Source organism: Sphingopyxis sp. MC1 (genome assembly GCF_000371385.1).
Lineage (GTDB): Bacteria > Pseudomonadota > Alphaproteobacteria > Sphingomonadales > Sphingomonadaceae > Sphingopyxis > Sphingopyxis terrae.
This window is the reverse complement of sequence record NZ_AOUN01000002.1, coordinates 488995-501919: the sequence shown is the minus strand read 5'-3', so window position 1 is coordinate 501919 and position 12925 is coordinate 488995. Positions and strand designations below refer to the sequence as shown.

Here is a 12925-nt window from a genome sequence, read left to right as displayed (position 1 = left end):
TTGACCGCCCCATATGGGGCGGTCAGACCGGTCGCCATGAAGCGGACCATTTTCTGGCGCGTCTCGACCGCGCTCTCGCCCCTTGCCCTCATCGCCGTCAGCATATCGCCGGTTCTCGCGGAACCCGCCGCCGCCCCCACCGCGGCGGTGCAGGTCGTTCCGGCCAATCCGCAGACCGCCGCGGCCAAGGCCTGGAATTTTGCCGCGAGCGATGTGCCCGTCGACGAGAATATCGTTTTCGGCGTGCTCCCCAACGGGATGAAATATGCGCTGCTGAAGAACAGCACGCCGAAGGACAGTGTCGTCCTGCGCATGCGTTTCGACGTCGGCAGCTTTGCCGAAGCCGAGGATCAGCGCGGGCTGGCGCATTTCATCGAGCATATGGCGTTCAACGGATCGACCCATGTGCCCGAGGGTGAGATGATCAAGCTGCTCGAAAGGAAGGGGCTGGCCTTCGGGGCTGACACCAACGCCTCGACCGGCTTCGACCAGACGGTCTACCAGCTCGACCTGCCCAACGCGTCGGACGATCTGATCGACACCGGGCTGATGCTGATGCGGGAAACCGCGAGCGAATTGACGATCGATCCCGCCGCGGTCGACCGCGAACGCGGTGTCATCCTGTCGGAGCGCCGCGCGCGCGATACCTATCAGCTGCGCAACATCGTCGATCAGCTCGGTTTCCAGATGAAGGGGATGACGGTCGCCGACCGGATGCCGATCGGTACCGAAGAGGTGATCCGTACCGCCCCCGCATCGCGCCTGCGCGACCTTTACGATCGCTATTACCGGCCCGAACGGGCGACGCTGGTGATGGTCGGCGATTTCGATCCCGCCGCGGTCGAGGCGAAGATCAAGGCGCGCTTCGCCGATTGGCAGGGCCGCGGACCGGCTGGTGCCGATCCCGACATCGGCACGCTCGATTTCAAGCGCCCCGCCGCCGCCGAATCCTTCGTCGACCCGGCGATCCAGGATTCGGTGACGATCGCCAGCTTCAAACCCTGGGTGCAGGAAGCCGACACCAAGGCGAAGCGCGCGCGCAAGCTCGCCGAAGACATCGGCGAAGCGATCCTGAGCCGCCGTCTCGCCAAGATTGCGCTCGACGAAGATTCCCCGATCCTCGCGGGCTATTTCAGCGAAGCCGACGGGTGGAAGGTCTTCGATCAGGTTACGGTCGGGGCGATCGCCAAGGAAGGGGCGTGGACGGAGGCGCTCGGCCTGATCGAGCGCGAGCTGCGCCGCGCCGTCCAGTTCGGCTTCACCCAGGCCGAGGTCAACGAACAGATCGCCAATCGGCGCACCGCGCTCAAGAACGCCGTCGCCGGCGTGACGACCCGGCGCAGCGACGCGCTCGCCGATGTGCTGATCGACGCGTCCGACGGCGATTATGTCGTCGTGCGCCCCGAAACCTCGCAGGCGCTGTTCGATGCCGTCGCGTCGCAGCTGTCGGCCGATGCGGTGAGCGCGGCTTTCCGCAAACGGATGGAGGGCTTCAGCCCGCCGCTTGCGCGCGTCACCGCCAAGACGCCGGTCGAAGGCGGCGACAAGGCGATCCTTGCCGCGCTCGATACGGCGCGCGCGGTCGCGGTGACACCGCCGGCGCAGGCGCAGAGCGCGGCCTTTGCCTACGACAATTTCGGCACGCCCGGCACGATCGTCAGCGACGACCGCATCGACGACCTCGGCATCCGGCGCATCCGCTTCGCCAATAATGTGATGCTCAATATCAAGAAGACCGATTTCCAGAAGGACAAGGTCTATCTGTCGGTGCGCGTCGACGGCGGGACGCTGCTTGCGACGCGCGACGACCCGACCAAGGTGGCGCTTGCGGGATCGATCAGCCTCGGCGGGCTGGAGGCGCATAGCCTCGACGATCTGCGCACCATTTTTGCGGGCAAGACAGTCAGCCCGAGCTTCGGCGTCGATACCGATGCCTTTGGGGGCAAAGCGGTCACCTCACCCGACGATTTCGCGGCGCAGGCCGAACTGATGGCGGCTTATCTGACGCACCCCGGCTACCGTGCCGACGGGCTCGCGCTGATCCGTCGCTATCTGCCGCAACAATATGCCGCTAATGATGCAACGCCCGGCGCGGTGATGGCGCGCGACAGCGGCGGCATCCTTGCCAATGGCGACCCGCGCGAGGAAACGCCGCCGCTTGCGACGATGATGGCGCTCGACTGGAGCAAATTGAAGGCGGCGGTCGCCGACAGCTTCGATCATGGCGCGATCGAGATCGGGGTCGTCGGCGACATCGACGAACAGGCGGCGATCGATGCGATCGCGGCAACCTTCGGCGCGCTGCCTGAACGCCGCGCGGCGTTCGACCCGCACAGCGACGCGCGCAAGCGCGACTATCCGGTCGACCACAGCGAACGCACGCTGATTCACAAGGGGCCGGCCGACCAGGCCGAACTGCGCGTCTATTGGCCGGCGCGCGACGACAGCGACCTGACCGAGGCGATGCGCCTCAACCTGCTGTCGCGCGTGATGCAGCTCATGCTCACCGACGAACTGCGCGAAAAGCTAGGCGAAACCTACAGCCCGTCGGCGGGCGCCAGCCTGTCGGACGAATATCCGGGCTATGGCTGGCTCGTCGCCGCAAGCAATGTCGACTATAAGGATCTGGCGACGACGCGCGCCGCGATCTTCGCGATCGCCAAGGAATTGCGCGACAAACCCGTCGATGCCGACACGCTCGACCGCGCGCGCAAGCCGCTGGTCGAGGCGATGACCAAGGCGCGGCGCGAAAATGCCTATTGGCTGGCCTATGTCGCCGAGGCGACGAGCCGCGCCGACCGGCTCGACCGCAGCCGCAACGGCATCGCGGTAGTCGAGGCTGCGACGCCGGCCGAGCTTGAAGCGCTCGCCAAGCGCTATCTTGTCGACGACAAGGCGCTGGTGATCCGGGCGATCAGCGACAAGGCCGGAAAATAGCGGCGCGCGCGGCCGGCCCGACGGGGCGGCCGCGGCCCGGTTCTATTTCTTGAGCCCGATTTCGCGGAGCCGTTCCTGCAGATATTCGTCGGCGGTGATCGGCGTCGGATACAGGTTCGGATGCTCGGCATCGATGCAATTATCCAGCGTCACGATCGGATAGTCCGAACGGAAGTGCAGGAAGAAGGGCATCGAATAGCGCGCAACGCTGGCGCGGCCGGCGTCGGGATTGCGCACGCGGTGCGTGGTCGAGGGCAGGCGGTTGTTGGTCAGCCGTTGCAACATGTCGCCGACATTGACCGCCATAGCGCCCGCAGGCGGGGATACCGGAAGCCAGCTCCCGTCCTTGTCGAGGATTTCGAGGCCCGCTTCTTCGGCACCGAGCAGCAGGGTGATCGTGTTGATATCCTCATGCGCCTCGGCGCGGATGCCCTTCGCCGGGCCTTCGACGGGCGGGTAATGCAGCAGGCGCATCACGCTGTTGCCGTCCTTCACCGTGTCGTCGAAGAAATCGGGTGCGAGGCCAAGGTAGCGTGCGATCCCGGAGAGCAGTTTGCCGCCGACGCGGTCGAATTCGGCGAACAGCCGGTCATAGGTTTCGCGAAAGCCCGCGACTTCGGCCGGCCAGACATTGTTCGGCTGTTGCGCGGCGAGCGGGTGGCCGGCGGGCAGGTCGCGGCCCACGTGCCAGAATTCCTTGAGGTCGACTTCCTTCGCGCCCTTCGCGATTTCGGTGCCGAAAGGGGTGTAGCCGCGCGCGCCGCCGCCGCCCGCGATATGATAGGCGCGCTTCGCCGCTTCGGGGAGCGCGAAAAATTCCTTCGCTTTTGTCCAGGCGTCGTCGATCAGCGCCGGATCGATGCCGTGATCGGTAATCATCGCGAACCCGAAGCGTTCGAACGATCCGCCAAAATCCTGGGCGAAGCGATCGTCGGGCAGCGACATGGAAATAACGGGAACGGCAGCGGTCATAAGGGGTGTGTCCATTTGTTGGTGCTGTGGCGCGCCATGCCGGTCCCGCCGGGGCGCGTCTTTGACATGAATCAGGATTTAGGCGGGTCGGCGCGGTTGCGAAAGAGGAAAAGGATGCTTTCGCGTCGGCGCGCGCTGGGCTAGGCCCCCGCCATGGGCAAGCAATATTGGCTGATGAAATCCGAACCCGACGTGTATGGCTGGGACGACTTGGTCAAGGACGGCACGGGCATGTGGGACGGCGTGCGCAACCACAGCGCCAAGCTGAACATGATGGCGATGAAGGTCGGCGACGAGGCGCTGTTCTATCACAGCAATATCGGCAAGGAATGCGTGGGGATCATGCGCATTACCGAGGAAAGCGCGCCCGATCCGACCGCCGAGGAAGGATCGCCGTGGGTCATCGTGCGCGTCGCGCCGGTGCGCCCGCTCGCGCATCCGGTGACGCTGGCGGCGATCAAGGCCGATCCCAAGCTTGCCGACATGGACCTTATCCGCCTGTCGCGCCTGTCGGTCGGGCGCGTGACGCCCGACGAGTGGAAGCATATATTGGAAAAGTCGGAAAAGCCGGAGGCTTAGCGCAGTTTCGACTGCATGTGCGCCGCCACCGAGGGGTGGAGCGGGTAGACGAATTCGCAGCCGAAGCTGTTGCCGTCGGCGCGCCGGATCACCGCTTCGAGCGGCTGCAGGCCCGGCAGGTTGACCCATATCTGCTTGCCGATCTGCGGCCGCGAAAAGGTGATCATGCGAAAGCCCGTCGACGACAGGTCGAACAGTTCGACGTCGAACGGGTTGAAGCCCGCTTCGCGATAGCGCGCGCGCCCGCGGACGGTGGCGCGTTCGGCGCGGCGCCCTTGCGGCAAAAGGTCTTCGGTGTCGGTCGTGCAGGCGTTGGCCACTGTATTCAATCCCACTGGTCGGATTATCGATTCGCATTTTTAGCGCCGCGCTGGTGAACGCAAAGTCGACGGAATTGGTGAAAATCGCCTATACCATGGGGTCTTCGGCCAGCGTCATCTCCTGCCCCGGAAAGGGACGGGCGAGGCCGGCCGCGTCGCGCCAGTCGGCGGTCAGCCAGCGCGCATAATCGCCGGGACGGAGGATGACCGGCATCGCTTGCGCGCCGTGATGGCTAAGCAGGCGGTTCGGTTCGACGGTCAGGATCGCAAAGCTCGGCCAATCCTCGCCCTGACGATGGATGCCGGCAAAGGCGAAAACCGTCTGGTCGGCGGGCGCGGCCCACAGTTGTTGCCGCGCACCGGCCGTCCCCGACCACAGGGCGAAACGGGTCGCGGGGATCAGGCAGCGCAGTTCGGGATGACGCAGCGTGCCGATCCAGAAGGGACTCGAAAGGTTGCGCACCGTCGTCACCGGCTGGTCGCCGCGCGGCGGCGGCGGGACGCCCCACAGCTTGGGGCGCAGCCACGGGCGGCTCTGCGCGCTTCCGTCGCCGACGACCACCGGCGCCGGGCGTCCGGGGGTGACATAGCCGCCGGCCCAGGGATCGCGCCCTGCATCGGCACCGAGCGCCTGCGCGGCGATTTCGGCGGTCGCGTCGAGGCGATAGAGGTGCATGCCCGCCCGGCCCTAGTCGGTCGATCGCACGCGTCCGCGCATCGATTTGACCGCGCTGCGCGCCTTTTTACCGTCGACGCGGCGCGCCCTGGCCGCCTTGCTCGGCTTTGTCTTGATCCGCTTTTCAGGCCGGACCAGCGCCGCATCGACGAGCTCGTTCAGCCGCGCGCGCGCATCGGCGCGGTTGGCTTCCTGGGTGCGATAGCTGCGCGCGAGTATCACGAGTTCTCCCGCCGCCGTCATCCGGCTTCCCGCGAGCGTCTTGAGCCGGCGGTAGGCGTCGGGCGGGAGGCCGAGAGCGAACACATCGACGCGAAGCTGGCACGCGGTCGCGACCTTGTTGACATTCTGGCCGCCCGGCCCGGTGCCGGCGAGGAATTTTTCCGAAATCGCGGCTTCGGGAATGTCAGCCACGGGTCGGGGCGGCGCCTTCGGGCGGTGAAAAGCCGAGCGCGGCGAAGCGCGCGGGGAAGGGAGCTTCGGCAATTATTGACGGCTTGACGTCACGTTTTACCACCAACCGCTCGGCGTGGAGCAGGGTGCGGTCCTTGCCGCGGCCGTTGCCGTACACGGGATCGCCAGCGATCGGCAGACCCAGCCCATCGAGCGCATGGACGCGAAGCTGATGGGTGCGGCCGGTTTCGGGACGGAAACGCAGCAGCGCCCGCCCGTCGACGACGGCAAGCTTTTCCCAGTGCGACACCGACGGCTTGCCATTCGGATCGACGACCATGCGCCAGCCGGTCTCCGCGGTCGACGTCTTCGCGAGGGGCAGGTCGATCGTGCCGCCATCGCCATCAGGCACGCCGTCGATGATCGCGAGATATTGTTTTTCGACCTCCCGCCCCTCGAAAGCGCGGGTGAAACGGCCGTGCGCCTTGGGATTGCGCGCGAGCAGCAGGCAGCCCGAGGTGTCGCGGTCGAGCCGGTGAACGGCGAGCGGCCAGCGCTTGAAGCCGAAACGCAGGCTGTCGAGATGGTTTTCGAGGCTGAGGCTGCCGTCGCGCGGCGGATCAACGGGCAGGCCTTCGGGCTTGTCGACGACAAGCGCCTCGCCATCGAGGAACAGAATATGGTCAGAAAGAAGCATCGGCTGCCTATAGGCGGGCCGCTCCTTCGCCGAAAGCGTAAACGTCCATCGCCAGCAGGCCATAGGTCGTGCTGGCATGGAGCCGAGCGGCGTGCAGGCCATCCGCTTCGGTCCCCGCACCCATCGCGACGAACAAGGGCAGGATATGATCCATCGTCGGATGATTGTCGCGGCCATGCGGCGCGCGTTCTACGGCGTGTAGCACATCGTCGACGGCGTTCGCCGCCATATGTCCGGCCACCCAGTCGGTGAAGTCGGTGACCCAGGCGGGCGCGGGTGCGTCGATCGGAAGGCGCGCCGAAAAGAGCGCGCGAAGATTGTGCGTGATGCTGCCCGAACCGATCAGCAACACATCCTCATCGCGAAGCGGCGCGAGTGCACGGCCCAGCGCATAATGCCATTCGGGTGGCGCATGCGAGGCGATCGAAAGCTGCACCACCGGAATATCGGCCTTGGGATAGACCAGCGACAGCGGCACCCAGGCGCCATGATCGAGCCCGCGGTCGGGATCGGCGGCGACGGCGAGGCCCTGAGCGGCGAGCAGGTCCACGGTCCGCTGCGCAAGCGCCGGATCGCCCGGCGCGGGATAGCGCATGTCGAACAGCGCTTGGGGGAAATTGCCGAAATCATGGATCGTCGGCGGCGCGGACGAAGCGGTGACCGTCGCCCGGCCGCCTTCGAACTGTGCGTCGTGATGCGCCGAGACGACCAGGATCGCGCGCGGTCGCGGCAAGCGGGCGCCCAGCCCGGCGAGGAAGTCCCGCGCCGGGCTGGGCTCGAGCGCCATCATCGGCGAGCCGTGGGAGAGAAAGAGGCTCGGCAGACGGCGCATCGGGATCAGGCCGCCAGCTTCGCCGCGGTTTTCGCGACGCGTTCGCCCAGATAGCGGGCACCGCCGAGATCGGCTTCGCTCGGCTGGCGCGATCCGTCGCCGTCGGCGAGAGTCGTCGCGCCATAGGGGGCGCCGCCTTTGACTTCATCGACGCCCATCTGTCCGGCATAGCCATAGTCGAGCCCGACGATTGTCATGCCGAAGTGGAGGAGGTTGGTGAGGATGCTGAACAGCGTCGTTTCCTGTCCGCCATGCTGCGACGCGGTCGAGGTGAAGGCCGCGCCGACCTTGCCGGTAAGCAGGCCCTGCGCCCAGACGCCGCCGGCGGTGTCCCAGAAGCTCGCCATCTGGCTGGCCATGCGGCCGAAGCGGGTCGGCGAACCGACGACGATCGCGTCATAGTCGGCAAGCTGCTTGGGATCGCTGAGCAGCGGATGCGCGGTATCGGTCTTGAAGCCGGCGGCCTTTACCACCGCGTCGGGCGCGGTTTCGGCGACGCGGCGAATATCGACCTCGGCACCCGCAGCGCGCGCGCCTTCGGCGACGGCGTCGGCCATCTGCTCGATATGTCCATAGCTCGAATAATAGAGCACCAAAATCTTTGCCATCTTCGGTTTCCTTTCAGTCGGGAGGGGAAGGGGTGGGCCGCCGCCGCAAGGGAGGGGGATGGAAGGCGGCGGCCCGAGGGGGTGGGATCAGAGGCTGTCGACCAGCACCAGTTCGGCATCGTCGAGCGCTTCGACCTCGATCGTTGCGACGTCGCGGATTGCAATGCCGTCGCGCGGATCGGCATCCTGTCCGTTGATGCGGATGCGGCCCTTGGCGGCGACCAGATAGGCGTGACGGCCGGCGCCCAGATCATAGGCGACGCGGCTTCCCGCGGTTACGGTCGCTGCTGCGACACGGGCATCGGCGCGGATCGGTAGCGCGTCGTCGTCACCCGCGATCCCGCTGGCCAGCGTCACAAAGCGTCCCGAACGGTCGGCCTGCGGGAATTCGCGCTGGCCCCAGCCGGGATTGCCGCCGTCGCGATCGGGAATGATCCAGATCTGGAACAGCGTGGTTTCCTCGTCCTCGAGGTTGAATTCGCTGTGCGTCACCCCGGTGCCGGCGCTCATCACCTGGACATCGCCGGCCGCGGTGCGGCCGCTGTTGCCCATGCTGTCGCGGTGGCTGATCGCGCCGGTGCGGACATAGGTGATGATTTCCATGTCCCGGTGCGGATGCGGCGGGAAGCCGGCCTGCGCCGCAATGGCATCGTCGTTCCAGACGCGCAGCGCGCCCCAGCCCATGCGGTCGGGATCATGATAGCCGGCGAAGGAAAAATGGTGGCGGGCGTCGAGCCAGCCGTGATTGGCGTGACCCAGCGTGTCGAATTTGCGAATGTCGATCATCGGGCATTTCCTTACTGGCCGCCATCCCGGACATCGGGGGCGACGTGTTGAGGCCAAGATAGGCGATGCATTCGTTTCTGAAATAGCGTAGATCGAAACCTATCGTTTCCAATTGGAGGATGTTGTGGCGCTTCCCGATTATGAAGGCTGGGCCTGTTTCGTGGCGGTGGCCGACAGCGGCGGCTTCACCGCCGCGGCAAGCGCGCTTGGCCTGTCGAAGGCCAGCGTGTCCAAGGCGGTCAGCCGGCTCGAGGCATCGCTCGGGATCACCTTGCTCCATCGCAGTTCGCGATCGGTGACCGTGTCGACGGCGGGCGCCGGGCTGCTCGAAGAGGCGCGGGCGATGGTCGCCGCTGCGACCGCCGCGACCGAGGCGGCGCATGGCGACCGCTTCGACCTGGCCGGGCCGATCCGGCTGGCGGCGCCGATGAGTTTCGGGATCAAGGTGCTCGGCGCGCCGCTCGCCGCCTTCATGGCCGAGCATCCCGCGGTCGAGATCGAACTGACGCTCAGCGATGCGCGCCACGATCTGATCGCCGAAGGCTTCGATCTGGCGCTGCGCGTCGCCAGCCTCGACGACAGCAGCCTGCTCGCGCGCACCATCGCGCCGATCCCGACGTCGGTGATCGCCAGCCCGGCCTATCTCGATCGTCACGGCACGCCGCGCCACCCGCTCGAACTCGCGGGGCATCGGCTCGCTGGCTACGGCCACCGCGAAAAGGCGCGGCCGCTGCGTTTCCACCGCGAAGGCGAGGAGGCCACGATCGTTCCGGCAGGCCCGCTGTTCACGAACAATGGCGATGTGATCGTGCCGATGCTGGTCGCGGGGGGCGGCATCGCGGTGCTGCCGCACTTCATCATCGACGCCGAACTGCGCGCCGGCAGGCTCGTTCCGATCCTGACCGACTGGTCGCTGCCGCAGGCCTATCTGCACCTGTTGTCGCCGCCGTCGCGCCTCCGCCCGGCGCGGGTGCGGGCCTTGTCCGACTATCTCGCCGACACGCTGAAACGCAGCTGCGCGGGCCGCGACTCGTGGATTTCTGCGGGTTAAATCAAAATTAACCTTTTCCCTTCACAAGTTTCATGGTTAATGGTCCGCCAGCCCTGCAACGGGGGCGTTGGTGGCACTGCGAGGGAGCCGCGGACGGGTTGCGGGTCCATCGTGGGAAACAGTCAAGGGGTGCCTAATGCGCGTACTGCTGATCGAGGACGAGCCGACGACCGCGAAGGCGATCGACACGATGCTCACAACCGAAGGCTTCAACGTCTATACCACCGATCTGGGTGAGGAAGGCTTGGACCTTGGCAAACTCTATGATTACGACATCATTCTGCTCGACCTGAATCTGCCCGACATGCACGGCTATGACGTGCTGAAAAAGCTCCGCACTGCAAAGGTGCAGACGCCGGTGCTGATCCTGTCGGGCATTTCGGAAATGGATTCCAAGGTGCGCTCGTTCGGCTTTGGTGCCGACGATTATGTCACCAAGCCCTTTCACCGCGACGAGCTGGTCGCGCGCATCCACGCCGTCGTCCGCCGCTCGAAGGGCCATAGCCAGAGCGTAATCAAGACGGGCAAGCTGGCGGTCAATCTCGACACCAAGACGGTCGAAGTCGATGGCGTCCGCGTCCATCTGACCGGCAAGGAATATCAGATGCTGGAGCTGCTTTCGCTCCGCAAGGGCACGACGCTGACCAAGGAAATGTTCCTGAACCACCTTTATGGCGGCATGGACGAGCCCGAATTGAAGATCATCGACGTCTTCATCTGCAAGCTGCGCAAGAAGCTGGCGCTCGCGTGCGGCGGCGAAAATTATATCGAGACGGTCTGGGGTCGCGGCTATGTGCTGCGCGATATCGACGAAGAAGGGAATGAAGTGCGCCGGGTCGCCTGACGCGCTTTACCTGCGAAAATCAGTAAACGGGGGACCCGGCGCGGAGCGATCCGCGCCGGTTTTCCTTTGTGTCGCGGCGACGCGCGGATCAGATCTTCGGTTTGCCGTAATGACCCGGCAGCGACGAAACCTGCCGCAGTCCGGGGCGCCAGGTCGACATTTGCGTCGGCGCCATGATCTGGAATTCGGCCTTGCTGTCGGCGGCGACGAGCTGATCGGCGTGCGCCGCGCGCAGCCGTGCCGGCTCGATCGTCCCTTCGGTCTGCAGGCCGAAGCGCTTGTCGCTGACCCAGCGGACGACGCCTTCCATCGGCTGATGACCCGGAAGATAGACGGTCAGCCGCTCGCCGACCTGCAGCACATGCGGCGACTGCCCGCCAACGCCGGTTTCGGAAATATTGCGCAGGGTCACATCGAAGCGCCCCAGGCGGTCGCACGCGAGCGACGCCTTCACCAGTCGCGACTGGCGCGGTTGGCGCTTTTCGGCTGAAGCCGTTGAGGCGGTATCGGCCTCGAAATTCGGCATGGGCGACCCAATAATCTTCTGCCGCCTGTCACCCACGTCAGGCGGTTATTGTGGTCCCATCTCCGCGCATAACGAAAGAAGGTAAATTTTCGTATAGCGCGCATGTAGATTTTGCGGCTTTTGCGACGGACCGAGTGCAGGCTCCATGGATATGCTTCGGATACGAAGCATCTGAATTGACGCGGGAATATTCTGGCGACCTGCCGAGCGTCGGCCGGGCCGCTCGCCTCCGGCCCACCGCCGCGTTAACCGCGCCCGACAACGCTCTTGTGCAAGGCGGCCCGCCCCACGCCGAAGCGCGGGCGGGCCGGGAGAAGGGGCTCCGCGCTACCGCAGACCCGAATAATCGACGTCGACGACGCGGCCATACCGCACGTCGCAGCTGAACTTGCCGCGATCATAGGAACCGCCGCGACCCCAGCGTCCGCGCCAGCCGTCGTTGACGACGACGCGGCCCTTGACGCGATAGCCATCGCGCTTGCGGTCGATGCTCGTGACCTGCGTCACGTCGGTGCGGCCATAGCGGCTGGTACCGCGCTCGACGGCGTTGACGCACTGGCTGACCGCGGCGCGGCTGTTGCCATAGCGGCCATAATCATAGCCATAGCCGTAGCGCCGATCGTCATACCGGTCGCGATAGCGACGATCATTGCGGTCGTAGCGATCGTAACGGTCGTTGTCGGCCGACAGGATCGCGGCGAGGCCGCCGAGGACGACGGCGCCGGCGATGATTTCGCCCGCACCGATCCCGTCGCGATCGCGGTGATCGTACCGGTCACGCGCAAGCGCAGGGGTGGCGCTCAACATCGCGCCAGCGGTGGCCGCACCGATTGCGGCCTTGGTCCAGTTCATGGGCTTCTTCGCCATGGTTCGGTCTCCTATGCAGCAGGCGGCACCCGTGCGGCCTGCGATGCCCCTTGCTAGCGAAGGCGCCGTGACGCGGTGCTGAACCCGGCGCTTATCTGCGGTTCAGCCTTGGTTCGGCGTGGGTTCAGCTTGGCGAAGACGGCCAGAAAAAAAAGCCCTCCGCCATCGCTGGCGAAGGGCCGATAATCCAATGGCGATGGGGTCAGTTGATGCTGACGTCGACCACGCGCCCGTCGCGATAGCTGCACCCGAAACTGTGCAGCTCGCCGCCCGGGCGCGATATGTTCCCGGTGACGTACCAGCCGTCGCCTCCGTTCGCAGGCCGCGTGTCGGTGATGCTTTCGACGCGGGCGTTGTCGCCCATTTCACCCTCGGCCGCCCAACCGCAGGCATCGGCCGCGCGCTGCTCGATCTCGCCGCCGCGATAGGCGTCGCCGGTACCATATCCGTCCGGACCGCGATCGTCGCGGCGCTGATAATCGGGGGCGTCCTGCGCGCGATCGTCGCGATAGGGCGGGTCGTACCGATAGTCGCGGTTGCGCGCTTCGCGATTTTGCTTGCTCGCCGCGCTGGCAACCGCCGCGATCGTGCCAAGGATCAGGATGCCGCCGATGATCTCGCCCGCGCCGATCCCGTCGTCATGGCGATTGTGCCAGCCGCCGTGGCGTCCGCGTGCCTCGGCCGGGGTCGCGCTGAGCCCGACCGTCGTAACCAGAACCGCCGCCGCTGCGGTGAAGCCGGTCATCTTGCGCATTTCAGTCACTCCAGAGCGCGGACAAGGGAGTCCGCCGTCGCCCGATTACCTAGGCGCGCCATGCTTTCGCGCCGCTGAACCGT

The 12925-nt window shown here is 66.0% G+C and carries 15 protein-coding genes; 4 read left to right on the top strand and 11 right to left on the bottom strand.

The annotated features are described in order from the left end of the window. Positions 1-36 precede the first annotated feature (36 nt). Positions 37-2937 (top strand): M16 family metallopeptidase, encoded by a 2901-nt coding sequence (locus EBMC1_RS02950; RefSeq protein ID WP_003040308.1) that lies wholly within the window; start codon positions 37-39, stop codon positions 2935-2937. Between the two features lie 42 nt (positions 2938-2979). Here EBMC1_RS02950 and EBMC1_RS02945 read toward each other — a convergent pair whose 3' ends face one another. Then, positions 2980-3909 (bottom strand): isopenicillin N synthase family dioxygenase, encoded by a 930-nt coding sequence (locus EBMC1_RS02945; RefSeq protein ID WP_003040305.1) that lies wholly within the window; start codon positions 3907-3909, stop codon positions 2980-2982. A 153-nt stretch (positions 3910-4062) separates the two neighbouring features. On the opposite strand from EBMC1_RS02945, the gene EBMC1_RS02940 reads away from it, so the two are divergent. Beyond that, on the top strand, positions 4063-4488 hold the full coding sequence (locus tag EBMC1_RS02940; protein ID WP_003040303.1) for an EVE domain-containing protein: 426 nt from the start codon (positions 4063-4065) through the stop codon (positions 4486-4488). On the opposite strand, the gene EBMC1_RS02935 is transcribed toward EBMC1_RS02940, so the two are convergent. From EBMC1_RS02935 to EBMC1_RS02905, 7 genes are all read right to left on the bottom strand, one after another. After that, positions 4485-4808: a PilZ domain-containing protein gene (locus EBMC1_RS02935; protein ID WP_003040299.1), complete on the bottom strand. Its 324-nt coding sequence runs from the start codon at positions 4806-4808 to the stop codon at positions 4485-4487. The two genes, EBMC1_RS02940 and EBMC1_RS02935, sit on opposite strands and share 4 nt — an antisense overlap. 88 nt (positions 4809-4896) lie before the next feature. Then, positions 4897-5484, bottom strand: a complete 588-nt coding sequence (locus EBMC1_RS02930; protein WP_003040296.1) for an SOS response-associated peptidase family protein — start codon at positions 5482-5484, stop codon at positions 4897-4899. Between the two features lie 12 nt (positions 5485-5496). Further along, the gene (gene arfB, locus EBMC1_RS02925) at positions 5497-5898 is read right to left on the bottom strand and encodes an alternative ribosome rescue aminoacyl-tRNA hydrolase ArfB (RefSeq protein ID WP_003040293.1); all 402 of its coding nucleotides are present in this window, start codon (positions 5896-5898) and stop codon (positions 5497-5499) included. Then, positions 5891-6574 (bottom strand): RluA family pseudouridine synthase, encoded by a 684-nt coding sequence (locus EBMC1_RS02920; RefSeq protein WP_003040291.1) that lies wholly within the window; start codon positions 6572-6574, stop codon positions 5891-5893. The genes arfB and EBMC1_RS02920 overlap by 8 nt, the downstream gene beginning before the upstream one ends. Before the next feature lie 7 nt (positions 6575-6581). Then, positions 6582-7406, bottom strand: coding sequence for a DODA-type extradiol aromatic ring-opening family dioxygenase (locus tag EBMC1_RS02915; RefSeq protein WP_040589171.1), 825 nt, complete (start codon positions 7404-7406; stop codon positions 6582-6584). Positions 7407-7411: 5 nt separating this feature from the next. After that, complete coding sequence (gene wrbA / locus EBMC1_RS02910; RefSeq protein WP_003040286.1) at positions 7412-8014, bottom strand: NAD(P)H:quinone oxidoreductase; 603 nt, start codon at positions 8012-8014, stop codon at positions 7412-7414. An 87-nt stretch (positions 8015-8101) separates the two neighbouring features. Further along, the gene (locus EBMC1_RS02905; protein WP_003040283.1) at positions 8102-8800 is read right to left on the bottom strand and encodes a pirin family protein; all 699 of its coding nucleotides are present in this window, start codon (positions 8798-8800) and stop codon (positions 8102-8104) included. 124 nt (positions 8801-8924) lie between these two features. Here EBMC1_RS02905 and EBMC1_RS02900 point away from each other — a divergent pair, with 124 nt between their 5' ends. Together EBMC1_RS02900 and ctrA are read left to right on the top strand one after the other, a co-directional pair. Further along, positions 8925-9851, top strand: a complete 927-nt coding sequence (locus tag EBMC1_RS02900) for a LysR family transcriptional regulator (RefSeq protein ID WP_003040280.1) — start codon at positions 8925-8927, stop codon at positions 9849-9851. Positions 9852-9987: 136 nt separating this feature from the next. Continuing rightward, the gene (gene ctrA, locus EBMC1_RS02895; RefSeq protein ID WP_003040277.1) at positions 9988-10695 is read left to right on the top strand and encodes a response regulator transcription factor CtrA; all 708 of its coding nucleotides are present in this window, start codon (positions 9988-9990) and stop codon (positions 10693-10695) included. A gap of 88 nt (positions 10696-10783) precedes the next feature. On the opposite strand, the gene EBMC1_RS02890 is transcribed toward ctrA, so the two are convergent. The 3 genes from EBMC1_RS02890 to EBMC1_RS17715 all read right to left on the bottom strand — a co-directional run bounded on the left by EBMC1_RS02890 (position 10784) and on the right by EBMC1_RS17715 (position 12842). Next, complete coding sequence (locus EBMC1_RS02890) at positions 10784-11221, bottom strand: PilZ domain-containing protein (protein ID WP_003040274.1); 438 nt, start codon at positions 11219-11221, stop codon at positions 10784-10786. A 327-nt stretch (positions 11222-11548) separates the two neighbouring features. Continuing rightward, complete coding sequence (locus EBMC1_RS02885; protein WP_003040272.1) at positions 11549-12088, bottom strand: hypothetical protein; 540 nt, start codon at positions 12086-12088, stop codon at positions 11549-11551. A gap of 202 nt (positions 12089-12290) precedes the next feature. Then, positions 12291-12842, bottom strand: coding sequence for a hypothetical protein (locus tag EBMC1_RS17715; RefSeq protein ID WP_003040269.1), 552 nt, complete (start codon positions 12840-12842; stop codon positions 12291-12293). Positions 12843-12925: the final 83 nt, after the last annotated feature.

Excerpts from the sequence above, each read along its gene's own strand:
- EBMC1_RS02915 (WP_040589171.1), bottom strand. The coding sequence starts at position 7,406 with ATGCGCCGTCTGCCGAGCCTCTTTCTCTCCCACGGCTCGCCGATGATG.
- EBMC1_RS02920 (WP_003040291.1), bottom strand. The coding sequence starts at position 6,574 with ATGCTTCTTTCTGACCATATTCTGTTCCTCGATGGCGAGGCGCTTGTC.
- wrbA (WP_003040286.1), bottom strand. The coding sequence starts at position 8,014 with ATGGCAAAGATTTTGGTGCTCTATTATTCGAGCTATGGACATATCGAG.
- EBMC1_RS02890 (WP_003040274.1), bottom strand. The coding sequence starts at position 11,221 with ATGCCGAATTTCGAGGCCGATACCGCCTCAACGGCTTCAGCCGAAAAG.
- EBMC1_RS02905 (WP_003040283.1), bottom strand. The coding sequence starts at position 8,800 with ATGATCGACATTCGCAAATTCGACACGCTGGGTCACGCCAATCACGGC.
- EBMC1_RS17715 (WP_003040269.1), bottom strand. The coding sequence starts at position 12,842 with ATGCGCAAGATGACCGGCTTCACCGCAGCGGCGGCGGTTCTGGTTACG.
- ctrA (WP_003040277.1), top strand. The coding sequence starts at position 9,988 with ATGCGCGTACTGCTGATCGAGGACGAGCCGACGACCGCGAAGGCGATC.
- EBMC1_RS02930 (WP_003040296.1), bottom strand. The coding sequence starts at position 5,484 with ATGCACCTCTATCGCCTCGACGCGACCGCCGAAATCGCCGCGCAGGCG.
- EBMC1_RS02945 (WP_003040305.1), bottom strand. The coding sequence starts at position 3,909 with ATGACCGCTGCCGTTCCCGTTATTTCCATGTCGCTGCCCGACGATCGC.
- EBMC1_RS02940 (WP_003040303.1), top strand. The coding sequence starts at position 4,063 with ATGGGCAAGCAATATTGGCTGATGAAATCCGAACCCGACGTGTATGGC.
- EBMC1_RS02885 (WP_003040272.1), bottom strand. The coding sequence starts at position 12,088 with ATGGCGAAGAAGCCCATGAACTGGACCAAGGCCGCAATCGGTGCGGCC.
- EBMC1_RS02950 (WP_003040308.1), top strand. The coding sequence starts at position 37 with ATGAAGCGGACCATTTTCTGGCGCGTCTCGACCGCGCTCTCGCCCCTT.